The sequence below is a fragment of the Clostridium porci genome (genome assembly GCF_009696375.1).
Classification (GTDB): Bacteria; Bacillota; Clostridia; order Lachnospirales; family Lachnospiraceae; genus Enterocloster; species Enterocloster porci.
This window is the reverse complement of sequence record NZ_VUMD01000005.1, coordinates 57,773-77,257: the sequence shown is the minus strand read 5'-3', so window position 1 is coordinate 77,257 and position 19,485 is coordinate 57,773. Positions and strand designations below refer to the sequence as shown.

Genomic DNA, 19,485 nt, shown 5'->3' with positions numbered 1-19,485 from the left:
TTTTATTTCTTGAAGCCGGAACCCCCCGGCATTCTTCAATTCTGCCTATCAGCCCTTCAGCTGGTTTGATTGTGAATGATTGCTTTGAGTCATTCTATCTGGAGGTTAAAAATCCTTCGCCGCTATTAAGGCGTTCTGATGAAACGGTACAGCTCCACTATCTCCTTTGCCAGATCTTTAAAAGCAATTCCTGTCATCAAATGATCCTGCCCATGTACCATAAGCAGGGAAACCTCAGAGGAATTGCCATTGGCTTCCTGAGAAAGCATATCGGTTTGAGCGTGATGTGCGCGGAGAAGTGACTTTTCCGCCTCCGAAAGTTTATAATCCGCCAGGTCAAAATCACCCTGCTTGGCTGCCTGAATCGCTTCTATTGCGTAGCTTTTCCCTCCGCCGCCATACATTACCAGCTCCATAATCTCCTGCAATTTTTTCTCGTCCATCATTGACCTCGCACCAAATTTTCCGCAAAGTCCAGAACCTTTGCGCCATTCATCATTCCATAATCCATCATAGGAATTACGCCCACCGGAATCCCTTTCGACTCCAGCTTTTTCTTAAATTCAGCTTCCATATACATCACCTGAGGCCCCAGCAGCAAAACGTCCACTGGCTCCTGTTCAATCCGGCTCCGGGCTTCCGAAGCCGGCACGGCAAAAATTTCCGTATCAAGTCCCTTCTCTTGCGCTGCTTTTTGCATTCTTGCCACCAGCATGCTAGTACTCATACCGGCCGCGCAGGCAAGCATAATCCTTTTCATTCCCATCAATAAGGCTCCTTTCTTATCTATTGATAGACCGTGCAATTACAGACACTGTATGGCGGACACCCCGCAATGCCTTGCTCATTGCCAAAATATTTTCCACTGGAGCAACGCCGCCGTACCCCGCATCTCCAATATGCTGAATATCAACACCACAAATTTTATTGCTGATTGCAATATTTCTGATGGTATCAATATCAGAGCTTTCCTGGCTTGTGCCAATAGCAGACATAACCAGACCGTTGCATCGGTGAACAGCTTTTACCACTGCTTTTAATTCATCCTCATCAAAGCCAGGAACCGTTCCCACGGCAGGAACCAGGATAATGTCCGCACCTGCTTCAACAAAGGTTTCAGCAGTTTTCAGATCCGCAACAGGCTCGTTAGAGCCGGCTCCATGCATTTTTCCGGCAATTATGAGTCCTGAAAAATGCTCCTTAGTCAACCTAACCGCTTCTGCGATCTGCTCGTTTGTCACTCCTGTTCCGGGGTTTCCGGTCAGGCATACAAAATCAAATCCAACCTCCTCCAGGCGTTTAGCCGTTTCCAGATTCAACTGACGTCCTCTGGGAATTTCCAGCCTGTCTTCCAGCATTTCCGCCTGACTGTCCACAGGCTCCAAATTCACACCAATGGGTCTTCCCACCAGGCGGCGCAGCTCTGATACAAAATTATCCCTATCATGCTTAAGGCCAAAGATTTCAGGCTTTAAAACATCCACACAGTTCAGCAGGATTAGATCCGCTCCAAAGGCACGGGCAATCTCCGCATTTGTAATATCACCTACAAAGGACTCCCGCACAGCAACATTTTCCGAAAGAATCACCCGCCCCTCGCTGGCTTTAATGCTCTGCTTTAATTCTGCCGCGCTCATCTCCAGGATTTCAGATGTATTTGCGCTAATCAAACGTTTCATATTATGTATTTCCTCCTGCTTTTACTACTTTCAAATATTTTCTGCCTCTTCCTGAGCTTTGAAGCGCTTCTCTACATTAGACACAAAGGGCAGATACAAAAGGATATCTAAAACGACTAAAACAAGCTGAAGCAAGGAAGCCCGCAGGCTGCCGGTAGACAGAAAGCCGCTGATAATTGGAGGAGTCGTCCAGCCCGGCGCAGCATAGGTTCTGGGTACAAGGCCTGCAGCCATGGTCAAATAGGCAAGTATCAGGTTCATAATAGGCGCCAGCACAAAGGGGACAACCAGGAAAATGTTGAGTACAACAGGCATTCCAAACATGGTAGGTTCGTTAATGTTAAAGAATCCAGGCACTACGGTCAGAGGAGTCAGGGCTTTTGCCTGCTTACTTGCGTTCCTTCTGCGGGCCAGCCATCCCAAAGCTAAGACCAGGCCGATTGTGGCTCCAGATCCTCCGATATAAACAAAGTTATCCATAAAGGGAGCGGTAAATATATGCTTCAAGGATTCGCCAGCCTGGTATGCAGCTGCATTTTCGCCCAGATTAGCCAGCCAAATCGGAGACATAATCTGGTTTACAATACTCCCTCCATGTAAGCCCACAAACCAGAACATGCTGTTGCATAATACCAGGATTACCACTCCCACAACATTATTTCCCAACAGCCCTAAGGGAACTCCCAGAACCGTCTTGGCAATCTGATGCAGGTTAGGAAGGCCAAAGGCGTTTAATACGCCATATACAATCAGCCAGCCGCTTATAAGCACAGCGCCGGGAAGAATTGCGCTGAAGCTCTCAGACACAGCAGGAGGCACGCTGTCCGGCAGTTTGATCCGAATATTATGGTTAATAAACCACTGATACACGTATCCGTTAATCAAGCCCAAAATAATCGCCACAAACAGTCCCTGGGCGGCCATCAGAGCAGTCGGAATACCCGCTCCACCGTCTCCCGACACAAAAGGCGTAATAACAATAAAAGAGGACAGGGATACGATTCCTGCTGGAATACCATCCACGTTAGATTGCTTTGTCAGGCTATAGGCAATGCCGAAGCTTGCAACCAAACCGATTAAACCAAAGCTGCTGTCCGTCCCCTTCCACAGATAATCTGCAATTCCTGCTTCACCCAGCCAGGCTTCAAGAGGAGGAATGGCAAAACCCGTTGCAATAATCATGAAAAGGGAACCAATAATAATAAGAGGCATTGCTAAGGTGATACCATCACGGATCGCAATTAAAAACTTATTGTTGCCCATTTTCGCAGCTACAGGAAGCAGCTTTTCTGATAAAAATTTGTTCATAATCTGTCTCCTTTTCTTAAAATTATGCTGAATCAGAATCAGCATTTAAAAATCATATCTCTCCAAAGCCATCATACCAAAGTTTTCCTTGAAAGTATATATTTATTTTCAAAATATAATCAATTATATCAATATTGCATAAAATTTGAGCGGGTTTTTTATATATATTTACATATTCATCCAGAAGATATGGTAAACCTGCCCTTGATCTCAGAGTTTCCAAAGTGATTGGTTTTATTTTATAACTATCTCTTAATTGTCATATTTTACTTTCTACATGAAATTTGTATGATATAATATCGCTAGATATAATACCGCGCTGGTTCGGTGACACGCGAAAGCATGACAAAACACCGGTCCGAACCATGCGCATCCCCCGGAGGGATACCATAGCCGGAGGATATGGTATAATATCGCCAGATATTATACCGCGCTGGTTCGGTGACACGCGAAAGCGGGTCAAAACACCGCTCCGAACCATGCGCATCCCCCCGGAGGGATACCATAGCCGGAGGATATGGTATAATATCGCCAGATATTATACCGCGCTGGTTCGGTGACACGCGAAAGCGGGTCAAAACACCGCTCCGAACCATGCGCATCCCCCCCGGAGGGATACCATAGCCGGAGGATATGGTATAATGAGAATCAAATAATAGAACAAATTGTTTCAGGAGGATATGCAATGTCAATGAAGCAGACAAAAAAACAGCTCCTGCTGTACTCGACCATATTACACAAGATCTATACCAAACATACTATTTCAAGAATTGACATAGCCAAAGAAACAGGAATCACTCCCTCTACCGTCAGTTTGATTACAGCGGAAATGCTATCCGAAAAGCTGATTCAGGAGGCAGGCACGAAAATCAGTCTGCAGGATAAGGCTGGACGTAAAAAAATTTTGCTTTCAGTCTGTCCCTCCCATTCCTACTACATCGGAGCAGAGATATCCGAAAAGTTTTGTTCATTTGTTTTAACAGACAACGCTGGCAATGTCATACAAAAGGATCATATTTTTTATGATGCTCCAAGCCAGATGAGCACAGCTTTTTTTATAGAGCATCTGCTGTCTTTCATGAAGCAGCTGAATTATAAAGTGAGTGCGGTAGGCATAGCAATTCCCGGCCACTACTCTGAATCCAAGAAGGGCCGAATACTGACCAATAATCCTTATTGGGAAAATTTTGATCTTGACGAGATTTCCGCCAGGCTTCCTGTTCCTGCCTATTATTCCAACAATGTCCATTGCATGGCTAGGGCTGAAGCTCTTTTCTATTCCAGCCCGGCAGATAGCGATAAAAATTTTATTTTTTTTCATGTAGGCAGGGGAATCCATTGTACTCACATGTACCGCAATGAGCTGTATGGCAATCATAATATTAAAATTGGCGAGGTGGGGCATATAACCGTCCATCCAGATGGAGAGCTGTGCGAATGCGGACGGCGGGGCTGCCTGCAAACCTATGCCAGTGAAGCATGGCTGATAAAAAAAGCCAGATTTTTATATCAGACATCTCCCAGCACCTATCTGAGACATCTGGTTTCCCATTCAGGTGATATTAACCTAAGCATTATCATGAACGCCTATCATTTAGGGGATACCTCTATTATTAAGCTGGTGGATTTAGCTATCAAAGGCATTGGGATGACCATTACAAACCTGAATATGCTGATGGATGCCTCACGTGTTTTTATTCATGGAGAAATATTTAATGATTCAAGAATTGTTTCATTGTTGAAGAAGCAGCTCTCCTATGAGCCTAATTTATTCATGCAGCCGTGTCACCAGCAGCTTATCGTAAAGCCCTACTCTCCCTACACCGGGGCGATTGGCGCAGCAGCCTTTTGTGTATACCGTCATTTGATTGTCACATGCTCTCACCGCCTGTTCTGACCCACGGTGTTGAGAGCTATTTATTGCTTGGAGCATATGCAGGAAGTTGAGGCATACGTTTATCCGCAGGCAGCTTCACCTACTTGTTCCAGCATCTCCTTCACTGTAATTCCTGTAATTGGATGGCGCTTATAGGGAGCAATTTCACAAAGAGGCCTCAGCACAAAGTCTCGCCTGTGCATGTCCACATGAGGGATGCAAAGGTTCTCCGACTCCCATACCAGATCATCGTAAAAAATAATATCCAGATCCAGAGTTCTGGGCCCCCAGCGAAGGGTTCGCTCCCTTCCCGCCTCCTTCTCAATCCGGTGAAGAGCCTCCAAAAGCTCCTCCGGTTCCAAAAGTGTCTTAAGCTCCAGACACCCATTGAGAAAATCCGGCTGCTCCGTCATGCCGTAGGGAGGCGTCACCAGCCAGGAGGAAACGCTTACCACGCTGCATCCTCCGGCCTCATCCAAGGCCTTAACCCCGGCGTCCAGGTATTGCTTGCGTTCCCCCAGATTGGACCCCAAAGCAATATAGGCTCTGTGCCACTGCCGGGCAATTTTCACGGAAACATACTCCACCGGGAGCCCTACAGGCGCCCAGGGTTTCTTTATCTCCAGCTCCAGCTTTTCCAAATGAGGGATTGTAAGAAGCAGTTCCTGAGCCAGCATTTCCGCAGCCCTTTCTATCAGCCGGAAGGTGTGCTCCCGCATATATCTGTCCATAAAATGACATACTTCTCCATAATGTATGGATTCCTTCAAATCATCTGTCTGTCCGGCCCTTCGGGTATCCGTGTGCAAGCAAGCTGATATAAGAAACTTCTGACCCAGCACATTTTCCTCAGGAAACACTCCATGCTTGGCAAATACCTCAAGATTTTCTATTTTTATCTGATCCATCTTCACACCTCATGTTCTCTCATAACAGCCTCTGCCATCCTTATAGCCCTCCTGTTGCTCCTTACATCATGAACCCGTACAAAGGAGCAGCCGCTCAACACCGCCAATACGGTAGTCGCAAGGGTTCCTTCCTCCCGCTGATCCACAGGCAGATCAAGGGTAAGTCCAATTACCGACTTCCTGGAAGCGCCCAAAAGCAGGGGATAGCCCAAGGTCTTAAGACTGCCCAGGTGCTTTATGGCCTCCAGGTTCATCTCATACGTCTTTCCAAATCCCACTCCCGGATCCAGGATAATTCTGTCCTTCTCAATTCCTGCGTCCAAAGCCAGCTTTAGGCTTCGCTCCAAATCTCGTCTCATATCTCCCAGAAAATCCTTATACTCCGCCTTCTCCCGGTTGTGCATCAGGCAGCAGGCGGCCTTTGCCTCTGCAATTACTGCTGCCAGCTCACAGTCATACGTAAGGCCCCAGATATCATTGACCAAATCAGCCCCTGCCTTCAAGGCCTCCTTCGCCACCCTGCTTTTATAGGTATCTACCGAGATTGGAACATCAAATTCAGCTCTCAGGCATTCAATCACAGGAACCACTCTCTGTATCTCTTCCTCCTCTGATATCTGCTGGTGGCCCGGCCGGGTGGATTCCCCTCCTACATCCAGTATATCAGCCCCTGCCTCTATCATTTCCTGCCCATGTCTTAAGGCTGCTTCCGGTTTCTCATACTTTCCCCCGTCAGAAAAGGAATCCGGTGTGACATTCAGGATTCCCATAATGTATGTGTGATTGTCTGTGTCAAATTCCCTCTTTCCGATTCGCATGCTCTGTTTTCCTTCCTGTAAGTCAAAATTTCCGTTAATATCTGATACGCATATTCTTTTTCTCTTGGTTCCAGTTACACCGGCCCTCTGCTTTGCATCCATAACAGGCCCTGGACAGCTTATCTGCCTGATACAAAATCCGGCCCAGAGGGCTCATATGCTCTGTCTGCCTTCTGTGCTCCAGGATTGCTTCCAGGATCATATTCTCCTCCTTCTCAGAAAAGATGGAGATGTCCGACAAAAGTTTCTCTGCAAGCTCCCTTCCTGCAAGCTCATGAGGCGTGCCGTCCTCATACTGCCTGAATTTGCCGATATCATGAAGCAGGGCAGCCCCGTAGATAACCTCCTTTTTCAAAGCCAGCCCCTTCTCCAGATTAAGGATATAGGCGATTCTGGCTACATCCAGCAGATGCTCCAGCCCGTGCCTGCAAAACGCTCTGTTTTTCTCAGCCTCCTCCAGTTTACGGCAGCATTCCTGAAACAAAGGATGGCATCTGATTCTATCCAGGCTTTCCATCTCTGTTCTTCCCCCTCCTTCTATCACGTCCATCCCGACAGTCCCATCCTTCTTATTCCTGCCTTATCATCTGAAGAAACAGGCTCATAAGCTCCTGCTTATTGAGAAAGGCGCCTCTCTTAGCTACGGTTATGGTTTTGCTTCCCGGCTTTTTGACGCCTCTCATGGTCATGCAAAGGTGCTCCGCCTCAATGATCACTGCGGCTCCCTCCGGGCTTAAATGCTCCATCAGTGCATCTGCAATCTGCCCTGTTAGCTGCTCCTGCAGCTGCAGCCGTCTGGCAAACACCTCCACAGTCCTGGCCAGCTTACTCAATCCCACTACCTTTCCACAGGGAATGTAGGCAATGTGAACCTTTCCATAAAAGGGAAGCATATGGTGTTCACAGACGGAGTAGAAGGTAATGTCCTTTTCCACCACAAGCTCGCTGCTATCCACATGAAAGAGCGTTTTCAGGTGCATGGCTCCATCCTCCTCCATTCCACAAAACAGCTCCCTGTACATTCTTGCAATGCGATCCGGCGTCTCCCGTAATCCCTCCCGGCTTATATCCTCTCCGATTCCTTCCAACAGAAGCCGTATTCCTTCTTTTATTTTTTCCTGATCCATCCTATTCTTTCCTCCCTCTTTTTACGGCAGTGGGGCCTTCTTCATTGATGGGCCCGTTTGTTGCAAAGCAGAAGGGCTCTGCCGCTCCCTCCACTGCTCCGGCAGCCACCAGTTCCATAACCTGCCCCAGATAGGACAGGGAGCCAAAGGCTACCGCCACCCCATCCTGACTCACTGCACCCAGGGCTTTCTCCACCGCCTCAGGAACTGTATCCGCGGCCTCTGTGAGGCGGCAATAGGGCCGCAGCTCTTCCTTCAAAGCGTCAGCCTTCAGGGTTCGTTTCTGATCCGGCAGGCTGACCGTATAGATCCGTTCTGCCAGAGGTCCCATAATCTCTGCAATCCTTTTATATTCTTTATCCTTAAATACTCCCATGACAAAGACGAGCTGCTTTCCGGGAAAATACTCCAAAAGTGATTCTCTAAGCCTTAAGGCCGCTGCCTCATTATGGGCCCCGTCTACAATAAACAGGGGGCTTTTGCTGATACAGGTGAATCTTCCCAGCCACACGGTTTTGGAAAAGCCCCTTCTCACCGCTGCCTCACTAATTCCATATCCGGCATCCTTCAGCGCCTCCACCGTCTCAAGAGCCGTCACGCTGTTGATGATCTGGAAGCTTCCTGCCAAGGGTATTTCTATATTCTTCCATCTTCCAAAGGAAAGCCTTAATCCTTCAAATCCCTCTGCCTCCACCTCTGCCTGCCGGATGTCCGCCACATACAACGGGCAGTCCAGCCTCTGGGCTTTCTCCTTCAGAACCGTCATAGCCTCCGGCTGCTGCTCCGCAGTTACAGCCACGCAGCCCTTTTTCATAATCCCCGCCTTCTGCCTGGCAATTTCCTCCAGGGTATCCCCCAGAAATTCCATATGATCCCGGCTGATGGAAGTAAATACAGCGGCTACTGTGCGCTCCACTACATTAGTAGCATCCAGGCAGCCACCTAGTCCGGTCTCCAGCACTACAATATCACATTCCCTTTTTTTAAAATACAAAAAAGCCGCTGCCGTTTCCGCTTCAAACACAGTGGGGCCTGCCTCACCGTCAGCTTCCATGCTTACAGCCGCTTTTCGAACTTCTCCTATCACTTCCGCAAATTCCTGCTCTTCTATCCATCTGCCGTCCACCTGAATCCGCTCCAGATAAGACAGCACTGTGGGAGAGATATACCTTCCGGTTCTATAGCCAGCCTCACTTAATATATTGGAAATATACGCCAGCACAGAGCCCTTTCCGTTGGTTCCTGCGATATGTATAAAGCTAAGATCCCTCTCGGGATTTCCCAGCCTCTTAAGCAGATTTCGGATTGTATCCAAGCCAAGTACACTTCCGTATTTGGAAACCTTCTCCAAATATACCCTTGCTTCTTTATAGGTCACTTTCTTGTTTCCTTTCCTATATTCATTTGTCTGATCGGCCTGTAGAGAATCCGTCTCTTCTGACCGTACCTGTAATCCATCATAGCACTAAACCAGTCCTGCCACAAGTGGATATCTTAAAAAAGCAGGCTGATAGCTTCAAAACGCCATCAGCCGGAATACTGCTTCGTAAATTTTGTTAGCAATATAAGGACGATTCATAGTATACAGATGGATTCCCTCCACCCCATGAGCAGTCAGATCCACGATCTGATCCACTGCATAGGCAATCCCCGCATCACGCATAGCCTCTGAGTTATCTCCATATCGCTCCATCATGGATGTGAACTTGCTGGGCAGGTGTACGCTGCAGAGGGAAACCATCCGTTCGATCTGTTTTTTATTTACAACCGGCATAATCCCGGCCTCTACCGGCACCCGGATGCCTGCCAGCTCCATCCGCTCCCGAAACCGGTAAAAATACTCATTGTCAAAGAAAAGCTGGGTAATCAGCTGGCTTACCCCTGCGTCCACCTTTTCTCTCAGATAATGAATATCCTTCACAAGACTTCCTGACTCCTGGTGTCCTTCTGGATAGCATGCTCCTATTACATTAAAATCTCCATGGGCCCTGATGAACCGAATCAGATCAGCGGCATACTGAAACTCGCCCGCCGGTTCTATCCCCGGCACAAGATCCCCCCGCAAAGCGAGAATATTTTCAATCCCCTCTTTCTTTAACCGTTCCAAAATCAGCAGCACATCCTCCCTTGTCAGATTTAAGCATGGGATGTGGGCTACGCTCTCTATGCCGTACCGGTTCTTGATGGAGGAGGCGATCTCCAGCGTTGCGCCGCTGTTCTCACTTCCTCCTGCTCCATATGTAACACTGATAAAATCCGGTGTGATGCCTTTAAGTTCATCTAATGTCTCATAAATGGTTCCTACCGGAGCTGTCCTCTTTGGCGGGAACACCTCCAAGGACAGCACTGTCTTTTGCCTGAATAAATCTACTGTCTTCATTCTATTCTCTTAAGCTCCTCCTGGCCAAGCAAGCGGCCTCCGCCATATGCTTTAGACTAATCCAGGACTCCTTCTCTTCTCTTGTCTTTAAGCCGCAGTCTGGATTCACCCACAGCTTTTCGGCAGGAAGCTTCTCCAGCATTTTTTCCAAAGCTATAAGAAGTTCCTCAACGGAAGGAATTCTGGGAGAATGTATATCATAGACGCCGGGCCCCACCTGGGTTCTGAATCCGCAAGCCTTCAAATCATCCAGAATGGTCAGATCTGAACGGGAAGCCTCAAATGTGATCACATCTGCGTCCATGTCATCTATGTCTTTTATAATGGCTCCAAATTCGCTGTAGCACATGTGGGTATGTATCTGCGTTTCCGGCCTTACACCGCTGTGTACCAGGCGGAATGCGGGAATCGCCCAGTCCAGATACTCCTCATGCCAGTCCTGCCTTCTCAAGGGAAGCTTTTCCCGCAGAGCCGCCTCATCAATCTGGATCATCCTGATTCCGTTGGCCTCCAGCTCCAGCACCTCATCCCGTATAGCAAGGCCAATCTGGAAGGCGCATTCCTTCAGGGAAATATCCTCTCTTGGGAAGGACCAGTTCAAAATAGTGACAGGGCCTGTGAGCATCCCCTTTACCGGCCTGTCCGTAAGGCTCTGAGCATATACGGAATATTCCACTGTCATAGGCCGGCTTCTGGATATATCCCCCCAAACGATAGGCGGCTTCACGCATCTGGTTCCATAGGACTGTACCCAGGCCTTATCTGTAAACAGGAAACCATCCAGGCATTCTCCAAAATACTCTACCATATCATTGCGCTCATATTCTCCGTGAACCAAAACGTCCAGACCGGTTTGCTCCTGCAGGCGAATACACTCCTTGATCTTTTTCCGGTTATATTCTTTATATTGCTCCTCTCCAATCTCTCCCTTTTTGAAGGCAAAACGGTTGGCTCTCACCTCCTTTGTCTGGGGAAAGGAGCCGATGGTGGTAATCGGCAGCAGCGGCAGATGAAAGGCCTGCTTTTGTATCTTCTCTCTTTCTTCGAATGCAGGAAGGCGGGTAAAATCCTTATCAGTCAGGCTTTCCAGCCTGCTGCGCACCTCTTCCTTGCATCCACATCGTTCCTGACGGAACAAAGCCGTATTCTCCTGATATGCATCATGAAGCAGCGGGGAATCTGACCCAAGAACCGCCTTTAAATCCCGAAGCTCCCAAAGCTTCTCCTCCGCAAATGCCAGATAACCTTTATAGCTCTGTGTCAGCCTTGTCTCATTGCGCAGCGTGCAGGGTACGTGAAGAAGGGAGCAGGAGGAGCTAAGAACCACATTTTTTGCAGCTTTTAAAATCCTGTCCACTGCAGTAAGGGTTTTCTCATAGTTATTTTTCCAGATATTCTTACCGTTAACCAGGCCCGCAAACAGAAGCTTATCCTCCGGGAAGCCGTATGCTTCCAGCAAATCAAGGGAACGTCTCCCTTCCACAAAATCCAGTCCGATTCCATCAAAGGGGAGGGCTGCAAGCCGTTGGTAGCAGTCCCTCACATCTCCGTAATAGGTCTGCAACAGAACCTTCAGACTGTCTTTCTCTCTTAAAATCTCCCTGTATAGCTCTTCGAAAAGCCAGATGTCCTCTTCACTCATGTCCTGAACCAGCGCCGGTTCCTCCAACTGAATCCATACTGCCCCCAGCTCCTTAAACTGCTTCAATATCTCTTTGTAGGCCTCTGCCACACAGCCCTTCACATCCTCCGCTCTCTTACGTCCGGTAAATCTTGCCAGCTTAAGAAGGGTATAGGCTCCGATTATCACAGGCTTTGTCTCAATCCCCAACTCCCTGGCCTCTAAAAATTCCTCAAAAGGCTTCCGTCCTTTTAGCGCGATACAGCAGGAATCGTCAATTTCCGGTACCATATAATGATAATTGGTATTAAACCACTTCTTCATCCCCAGAGCCTTCACATCTCCAGACTCTCCCTGATAGCCTCTAGCCATGGAAAAATATGTATCCAATGGGGAAAGCCCCAGTTCCTGATACCGTTTCGGGACAATCCCCAGCATATAGGCAGTGTCAAGGAGGTTATCATAAAATGAAAAATCATTGCTGGGAATCAAATCTATCCCTGCCTGCTTCTGCAGCTCCCAGTTGTGGCGGCGCAGCTTTTTTGCTGTTGCTTCCAGCTCTCCCAAGGGCAATTCCTTTCTGAAATATGCTTCCAGGGCAAACTTTAATTCCCTTAAGTCTCCAATTCTCGGATATCCGATCACTGATGTTTTCATAGCTTTTATCCCTTTCACTGATTGTATTCTGATTGGTGTAATCATAGCACAGATAGAAAAAGGAGTATAATTTTTAGTTTTTATATGAATCCATAGTTTTAAGCTATGTCTGTATATGGTATAATATCGCCAGATATTGTACCGCCCTCATCCCATTAAGAAAAGGAGGACTTTTTATGACCTTACAGCAACTGCGCTACATTGTAGCTGTCGTCACCTGCGGCTCCATATCCGAAGCTGCCAAGCAGCTCTTTATCACCCAGCCCAGCTTGTCCAACTCCATTAAGGAGCTGGAAAAGGAAATGGGTATTTCTATTTTCAACCGCAGCCCTAAGGGAATCGCCCTTTCCTCAGATGGACGGGAGTTTCTCTCCTACGCCAGGCAGGTTCTGGAGCAGGCGCAGCTGCTGGAGCAGCACTATACAGGCAGGCCTCCGGCGAAACGGATTTGCTCCATCTCTACACAGCACTATGCCTTTGCGGTAAATGCCTTTGCCAATGTTGTATCGCGGCAGAATATTGACGAATATGAATTTACCCTTCGGGAAACACGCACCTATGAAATTATCGATGATGTGAAAAACTGCCGCAGCGAGCTGGGGATTTTGTATATGAATCATTTTAACCGGAAGGTTCTAAAAAAGCTGTTCACGGAAAACGGTCTGGTATTTCACACCCTGTTTCACGCAGATCCTCATATATTTATAAGCTGCTTCCACCCCCTGTCACATAAAAAATCTGTGTCCATTGAGGATTTGGAGCCCTATCCCTTTCTGGCCTTTGAACAGGGCGAGAATAACTCCTTCTATTTTTCAGAGGAAATCCTCAGTACCGTTCCCAGAAAAAAGGTTATCTATGTCAGCGATCGGGCAACCCTCTTTAACCTGCTCATTGGCTTAAATGGCTATACGATTTGCAGCGGTATCCTGAACCGCAACTTAAACGGGGATACCATTACAGCAGTTCCCTTAAACACAGAGGAATCCATGGAAATTGGCTGGCTCTCCAATCCAAAGCTTCATTTGAGCCAGTTCGCTCTGAAATATTTAGATGAGCTGAAACGCTTGATCCAGTAATGGATTTGACAAAAACTAAGATAGCTTATCCATTTACAGCCTAATACAAGAAAGTGCCAATGTCGATCGTTCCTATAAAATCAAAAAGAACCGGGGCCCAGTCTGTTTCCCTCGGCCTGTACCCGGTTCCTTTTCCTTTTCAAAATTTAATTCTCCTTATATTTTACCAGCGGCTTCCTCCAGAAGCTGAGTTACTTCCTCCAAGCTCTTTTTACCAAAGTATACCTGATCGTCGTTGATAACCATACAGGGAACGCTCATAATTTTATATTTCTTCTTTAAATCAGGGAAATGCATCAAATCAATCATTTCTCCTTTTACCTTATCAGACAGTGACGCAGCTCTGTGGGCTGCCATCACCACCTCCGGACACATTGTGCAGGACAGAGAAACCATCACCTTAACGTTAATGTCCTTCTTTATGGATAAAAGGCGCTGCTTAAGGCTCTCGTCAATGGCCTGTCCAGGCCCCGCCATGTTATAAAGGGCAATAATAAAGGAATTAAACTCATGCCCTCCCGGTACGCCATGAAACAGGATATTACCGCCGCTTCCATCCTCCCGCTCTATGCAGAAGGCAGGAAGCAGTTCTCCCTTCGCCTCTCTTGCCGCTTTCTCCTCCTGGCTAACCGTAACTCTTACACAGGCCAGCTTGTCGGTAAGCCCCTCCAGTTCCCCTAAAAAGCCGCTCATCTCTCCAGCCAGAGGGCTGTCATCCAGCTCTGCCCTTATGATAACCTTTCCAGCAAATTTAGGGAACAAGCCTTCCAACTGCTGCTTGATTTCATCAGAAAGGAAGCCCTGACCTGATTGTCCTTCGCCCTTGGCCTGTTCTGCGTTCCTCTCTCCACCCTGGGCTTTCCCGTCCTTCGGCTGTTTGCCTGCTCCGTGCCTCAGCCGCTCCATATGAGCCTTTTCCCTCTGAAACTCTGGCAGGCCCAGCTTCTCATGGATAAGGGACACATGCTTTTCCAGAGAGGTAGCCGCCACAGCTCCGTCGGATACTGCCGTAACTACCTGCCGGAGATTCTTTATGCATACATCTCCGGCTCCATAGACTCCGTCCACATTCGTTTTCTGGTTTCCGTCAGTAATGATATAGCCCCGCTCATCACAGGCTACCTTACCGCCTAACCAGGCTGTGTTAGGTACATAGCCTGCAAACACAAAGATCCCAAAGCTGCCGTCCTCCCCAGCCTCATAGACCCATTGACGGCCGGTTTTATTATTCCTGAATCTGGCAAAGGTAAGCATATTGTCTCCGCCTGCCTCTACAATCTCCGTATTAAACTCAACGGATATCTTCTCCTCATTCTTCACCTGATCCGCTACGGTTTTTGCACAGGTAAAATCATCCTCCCGCACAATCAGCGTAACCTTCTTTGCGTATTTCGTCAGGAAAATGCCTTCCTCCACCGCGGCAAAGCCGCCGCCGATAACAAATACCTCCAGCCCTGTGAAAAATTCTCCGTCACAAGTAGCACAGTAAGCTACGCCTCTGCCCTGAAATTCTTTTTCGCCCTTAAAGCCCAGCTTTCTGGGATTAGCTCCTGTGGCCAGCACCACACCCAGAGCCTTATACTCTCCTGCTGTGGTATGGAGCACCTTTATATCCTGATCCAGATCCAGATCCAGAACCTCCGCCATAGCAAATTCTGCTCCAAAGGCCTCCGCCTGCTCCTTCATAGAATGAGTCAGATCTTTTCCACTGGACTGCTCCACCCCCGGATAATTGACAATCTCCGATGTAATGGTAATCTGGCCTCCTATTTTCTCCTTCTCCATCACCAAAACCTTATATCTGGCTCTGGCCATATAGATTGCAGCGGACAGACCTGCCGGTCCGCCGCCTACAATTATTACATCATATAAATGCTGTTTATCCTGCATATGCGCTCCTTAAAGTAAGCCTACTAAATCCAGGCTGGGCTTCAAGGTCTCTGCTCCTGGCTGCCACTTAGCCGGGCACACCTGATCCCCATGCTCTGCCACAAACTGGGAAGCCTGCACCCGGCGGAATAGCTCGTCCGCATTTCTTCCCACATTTCCTGCAATCACTTCATAAGCTACGATCTTGCCCTCAGGATTTACAATAAAGCTGCCTCTCTCTGCCATTCCATCAGACTCAATCATTACTTCGAAATCTCTGGCTAAAGCGCCTGTTGGGTCCGCAAGCATAGGGTACTGAATTTTCTGAATGGTCTTGGATGCATCATGCCATGCCTTGTGTACAAAGTGACTGTCGCAGGACACACTGTAGATCTCACAGCCGATCCCCTTAAACTCCTCATACTTGTTAGCCAAATCCTCCAGCTCCGTCGGGCACACAAAGGTAAAATCAGCAGGGTAGAAGAAAAATACGCCCCACTTGCCTAATACATCTGACTTTTTTACCTCCTTAAATTCTCCGCCTACAAAAGCCTGCACTTTAAAATCACTGATTTCTTTTCCGATTAATGACATAATAAATTCCTCCTGCTCATGTTTATTAGTTGATTTAAATATTCTATAGCTATGGCCTTTTATCTATCTGGACTGCTTCAGCATCCAGATGGCCTTGCTATACTCTGCTATCATGGAATCGGCCATAGAGGATACCTCGTACACATTTTCCTCGTCCGCCTTTTCCTTAATGGCCTTCAAAGCTTCCTTACAGTAGCCAAAATCCTCCAGCACGCTGTTTACAACGTCTGCCGCATGTATCCTCTCGTTGGAGGCCTCCTTGATTTTACCAATATCCAGGTAGTCCTTCATTCTTCCAAGAGGCTGTCCATCCAGCATAAGGATCTGCTCCGCTATCTGGTCAATTTCCTCATTTACTCCATCATAGTACTCTTCCAGCTTACTGTGGAGAACAAAAAATTCTTTCCCCTGAATATTCCAATGATAGTTTTGCAGCTTTCTGTATAAAATACTCAGATCCGCCAGCAGTTGGTTCAACTTTCCAATTAATTCACTCATATAATTTCCTCCTTTCCCACTTTATAAGTAACCATTATGTAAAACCCATTCATTAGTTCAAGCTAACTAACTTGACATTATCTTACCAGTTTTTTTCAAATTTGTCAACAAATAATATTGATAACTATTATCATTTTTTTAAATTTCTTCGCGGCACTGGAAGAGGAGAGCGGCCACAAGGACAGCAAAACGGCATAGCCAAAGCGACTATGCCGTTTGCTGTATAAATACGTTTTTATCGGGGTTTGCCTAATGTAGCCCTCTCTCTGCCTTTGGGAGTTCTGGTCAGCGTTTTACAAAATATCCTTCCTTCATGATTACGTTCATGTTCTCAACAGAGATTGCACGGATATTCTCTAATGGATTTCCATTAATAACCAGCAGGTCTGCACTTTTACCCTCTGTCAAAGAACCTGTCACATTGTCCACCTTTAGCATCTCAGCTCCCACCTTGGTTGCTGCCACGATGGTATCCATTTCGCTGATGCCTGCCTTCTCCACAAAGGAATACATCTCTCCTATGGCTGTGGTTCCATAGGGTGTCAGGCTGGAGCAGAAGGAATCTGAGCCAATGGTCAAGCCGATTCCTTTGGCTTTTGCTTTCCTTAAATTAGCATATACACGGTTTAACTCCTTCTCCGCCACGGTATCGCCAGGATACTGGTCATGAACCTCAGGAATGTACGGCGGAGCATAGGTCTTGAACCATTCATTTAAGAATTGAATGGTAGGACAGAAGTAAATCCCTTTCTCAGCCATAATATCCAGACACTCGTCGTTTAGGGTCTGTCCGTGGATGATCAGGTGCACGCCGGCTCTTGCTGAATCCAGAGCGCCGCCGTATCCCTCTGCATGGGACCATACCGGGATTCCTACCATGTTGCATTCATCAACTACTGCCTGAATTTCCTCCAGCGTGTAATGCTGATCCAGCTTCTGATCCCATCGCCAGATACCGCCTCCTGTGGACCAAATCTTGATAGCATCCGGGCTTTGGCGCAGCCTTCTTCTTACTGCCTTTCTCAGATCCCAAGGGCCGTCCACCCGCTCAGCCCAGGGATGGGATTCGTCATTATAGTAGCTGGGAAGCCTGTGGGAATCACCGTGTCCGCAGGTGCGGCAGAATCCAAGTCCGGTCGCAACCACTCTTGGCCCCTTCATAACGCCTGCCTCCACCATGTTTCGGATCTGGATACCGGATCGGGAGATCTCTCCTACCGTTGTAAGTCCGTTCTCCAGACATTCATGAGCCTGCTGAACTGCCACCACCGTCTTTTGCACCACATCCTCCAGCACCCAGTCGCTGTCATCGTCTGTCAGGTTGCCTGAGAAATGAAGATGGGAGTCAATCAGCCCCGGCATAATCGTCTTTCCTGTAATATCCAGAACCTCGTAGTCAGGGCCTATTTCCCTGTCCGCACCGGCATAGGCAATCTTATCGTCCTCTACCAGTACCAGACTATTATTTACTGGCTCCATACCGGTACCGTCAATCAAAAACCCATGTTTAAACGCTACTTTCTTCATATAAATCCTCCTCGCCTTCCTTTAAATGTTAGTTTATGAATGAATTTATGTGTCACTCAGGCACGGTCAGCGTCTGTACTGTGCTTGTGTCTGCCCTTCGTTGCTGCGCTTAACGCAAGGCCTACTGCCAGCCAGGCCAGCACAATCCCCCACTCCACAGGTGTAAGAGCCGCAGGACTGAAGGGAACTACCATAAGCCCTACTATAATGGCGCCTGCCCCACATGCCAGTCCAATTCCCACCTTTCCTCCTGGAACCCTGTAAGGCCTTGGAAGCTCCGGCTCTGTATCACGCATTTTCAGGCATGCAAAGCTTACCATCATGCAGGAGAAAATAAAGGCCAGGGCAGATACATTAGTCAGAGATACGAGCATTTTCTTGCCTAAGAAGGGGCCCACGATTGTAAGTGCTGCCAGAACCCTGTTGGCCATCCTGGGCGCGCCGCTCTTCTCATCCAAAACCGCAAAACATTCGGGAAGCTGTCCCTTGCGTACCATAGCCAGCATAATACGGCTGGTCGCTCCGTAAAAGGAATTCATAGGGCCCATGGGCCCTAAGGTTGCTATCAACAGCATAGCTACATAAAGAACCATGTTGATGCTCTTTAGGCATGCCAGAGCCGGCACCGTGCCCTTTACAAATTCGGTCCAGGGAATGATGGTTCCGAAGGAGTAGATACACACCATATAAAATCCTCCAGCTGCCAGCAGAGCCATACTGATAACCTTGCCAAATTTATTCCAGTCCAATCCCTCGGCCGCTTCCTCCGCCTGCTGGGGTATGGTATCAAATCCTGCATAGAAAAAAGGCGTCATGACCAGAACGGAAATAATTCCCGCAAACATATTGCTTGCGCCGGTTACGGTAGCTGCTCCCTCTGCCCTTGCAAATACAGGCAGTATATTGGATGGCCCTCCTCTTACAAAGGAGATAGCCATGGCAAGCAGCATCCCAGCCAGGAGCGCCTTTGTCAGAAAGGCCTGAAGCTTAGCCGCTGCTTTGGCTCCCCTGAAATTCAAAAGGATAACATAGACAGCAAAGCCCAAAGCAATTACTGTGGGAAACAGGTACACATCTGCCCCCATGATATTATAAAGCTTCACAGACCGCAGGATCGGAAACAGATCCCCGAACATATCAGACACCAGTGTAGAGATAGCAATGGCCTCCCATGGACAAAGAATACCATTGCCCAGAGCCAGAAACCATCCTGTTATGTAAGAAACTTTCCGCCCATAGGTGCGGTCCACATATTCAATAATTCCCCCTGATATAGGGATGGCTGCTGTCAGCTCCCCAAACACAGCCCCGATGGGAAGCAAAAACACGGCTCCTATGGCAAAGGCAATCATTGCTGCCACAGGCCCTCCTCCAATTACCATCCAATCGCCTACCAGCAGTACCCAGCCAGTGCCGATGATAGCCCCGAATCCAATGGTAAAAAAATTCCATATAGACAGGGTCTTTTTCATTCCTCCCGTATCATTACCACTTGATCCAGACATACACGCTTGCGCCCCCTTTTGCGTTTTTATTTATATTCCCTT

General features: G+C 47.8%; 18 protein-coding genes. 2 read left to right on the top strand and 16 right to left on the bottom strand.

Going from position 1 to position 19,485, the window contains the following annotated elements; all coding sequences use genetic code 11:
• Positions 1-125 precede the first annotated feature (125 nt).
• The 4 genes from FYJ39_RS06970 to FYJ39_RS06955 are packed head-to-tail and all read right to left on the bottom strand — an operon-like array spanning position 126 to position 2,987.
• The gene (locus FYJ39_RS06970) at positions 126-446 is read right to left on the bottom strand and encodes a PTS lactose/cellobiose transporter subunit IIA (protein ID WP_154471748.1); all 321 of its coding nucleotides are present in this window, start codon (positions 444-446) and stop codon (positions 126-128) included.
• The gene (locus FYJ39_RS06965) at positions 443-760 is read right to left on the bottom strand and encodes a PTS sugar transporter subunit IIB (protein WP_328597529.1); all 318 of its coding nucleotides are present in this window, start codon (positions 758-760) and stop codon (positions 443-445) included. The genes FYJ39_RS06970 and FYJ39_RS06965 overlap by 4 nt, the downstream gene beginning before the upstream one ends.
• A 22-nt stretch (positions 761-782) precedes the next feature.
• Positions 783-1,679, bottom strand: a complete 897-nt coding sequence (locus tag FYJ39_RS06960) for a DUF7916 family protein (RefSeq protein WP_154471746.1) — start codon at positions 1,677-1,679, stop codon at positions 783-785.
• A 30-nt stretch (positions 1,680-1,709) separates the two neighbouring features.
• The gene (locus tag FYJ39_RS06955) at positions 1,710-2,987 is read right to left on the bottom strand and encodes a PTS sugar transporter subunit IIC (protein WP_154471745.1); all 1,278 of its coding nucleotides are present in this window, start codon (positions 2,985-2,987) and stop codon (positions 1,710-1,712) included.
• Positions 2,988-3,672: 685 nt separating this feature from the next.
• Between FYJ39_RS06955 and FYJ39_RS06950 the strand changes: the two genes are divergently transcribed.
• Positions 3,673-4,884 carry an ROK family protein gene (locus FYJ39_RS06950; RefSeq protein ID WP_235919758.1) on the top strand — a complete coding sequence of 404 codons (1,212 nt, stop codon included), beginning with the start codon at positions 3,673-3,675 and terminating at the stop codon, positions 4,882-4,884.
• A gap of 59 nt (positions 4,885-4,943) precedes the next feature.
• On the opposite strand, the gene folK is transcribed toward FYJ39_RS06950, so the two are convergent.
• The 7 genes from folK to metE form a co-directional block, all read right to left on the bottom strand.
• Positions 4,944-5,771: a 2-amino-4-hydroxy-6-hydroxymethyldihydropteridine diphosphokinase gene (gene folK, locus FYJ39_RS06945; protein WP_154471744.1), complete on the bottom strand. Its 828-nt coding sequence runs from the start codon at positions 5,769-5,771 to the stop codon at positions 4,944-4,946.
• Positions 5,772-5,773: 2 nt separating this feature from the next.
• Positions 5,774-6,589 (bottom strand): dihydropteroate synthase, encoded by an 816-nt coding sequence (folP, locus tag FYJ39_RS06940; RefSeq protein ID WP_154471743.1) that lies wholly within the window; start codon positions 6,587-6,589, stop codon positions 5,774-5,776.
• Between the two features lie 34 nt (positions 6,590-6,623).
• Positions 6,624-7,139: an HD domain-containing protein gene (locus tag FYJ39_RS06935; RefSeq protein ID WP_328597527.1), complete on the bottom strand. Its 516-nt coding sequence runs from the start codon at positions 7,137-7,139 to the stop codon at positions 6,624-6,626.
• A gap of 19 nt (positions 7,140-7,158) precedes the next feature.
• Entirely contained in the window at positions 7,159-7,716 is a 558-nt protein-coding gene (folE, locus tag FYJ39_RS06930; protein WP_154471742.1) for a GTP cyclohydrolase I FolE, read from the bottom strand.
• Between the two features lies 1 nt (position 7,717).
• On the bottom strand, positions 7,718-9,094 hold the full coding sequence (locus FYJ39_RS06925; RefSeq protein ID WP_178258529.1) for a bifunctional folylpolyglutamate synthase/dihydrofolate synthase: 1,377 nt from the start codon (positions 9,092-9,094) through the stop codon (positions 7,718-7,720).
• Between the two features lie 138 nt (positions 9,095-9,232).
• On the bottom strand, positions 9,233-10,096 hold the full coding sequence (gene metF, locus FYJ39_RS06920) for a methylenetetrahydrofolate reductase [NAD(P)H] (RefSeq protein ID WP_154471741.1): 864 nt from the start codon (positions 10,094-10,096) through the stop codon (positions 9,233-9,235).
• Between the two features lies 1 nt (position 10,097).
• Positions 10,098-12,374: a 5-methyltetrahydropteroyltriglutamate--homocysteine S-methyltransferase gene (gene metE, locus FYJ39_RS06915; protein WP_154471740.1), complete on the bottom strand. Its 2,277-nt coding sequence runs from the start codon at positions 12,372-12,374 to the stop codon at positions 10,098-10,100.
• Positions 12,375-12,550: 176 nt separating this feature from the next.
• Here metE and FYJ39_RS06910 point away from each other — a divergent pair, with 176 nt between their 5' ends.
• Positions 12,551-13,450, top strand: coding sequence for a LysR family transcriptional regulator (locus tag FYJ39_RS06910; protein WP_154471739.1), 900 nt, complete (start codon positions 12,551-12,553; stop codon positions 13,448-13,450).
• Positions 13,451-13,606: 156 nt separating this feature from the next.
• Here FYJ39_RS06910 and FYJ39_RS06905 read toward each other — a convergent pair whose 3' ends face one another.
• From FYJ39_RS06905 to FYJ39_RS06885, 5 genes are all read right to left on the bottom strand, one after another.
• Entirely contained in the window at positions 13,607-15,340 is a 1,734-nt protein-coding gene (locus tag FYJ39_RS06905; RefSeq protein ID WP_154471738.1) for an FAD-dependent oxidoreductase, read from the bottom strand.
• Between the two features lie 9 nt (positions 15,341-15,349).
• Entirely contained in the window at positions 15,350-15,913 is a 564-nt protein-coding gene (gene ahpC, locus FYJ39_RS06900; RefSeq protein ID WP_154471737.1) for an alkyl hydroperoxide reductase subunit C, read from the bottom strand.
• Positions 15,914-15,976: 63 nt separating this feature from the next.
• On the bottom strand, positions 15,977-16,411 hold the full coding sequence (locus FYJ39_RS06895; protein WP_154471736.1) for a Dps family protein: 435 nt from the start codon (positions 16,409-16,411) through the stop codon (positions 15,977-15,979).
• Between the two features lie 285 nt (positions 16,412-16,696).
• A complete protein-coding gene (locus FYJ39_RS06890) occupies positions 16,697-17,938 on the bottom strand; it encodes a metal-dependent hydrolase family protein (RefSeq protein ID WP_154471735.1) in 1,242 nt (413 codons plus the stop codon).
• A gap of 56 nt (positions 17,939-17,994) precedes the next feature.
• On the bottom strand, positions 17,995-19,443 hold the full coding sequence (locus FYJ39_RS06885; RefSeq protein ID WP_154471734.1) for an APC family permease: 1,449 nt from the start codon (positions 19,441-19,443) through the stop codon (positions 17,995-17,997).
• Positions 19,444-19,485 lie beyond the last annotated feature (42 nt).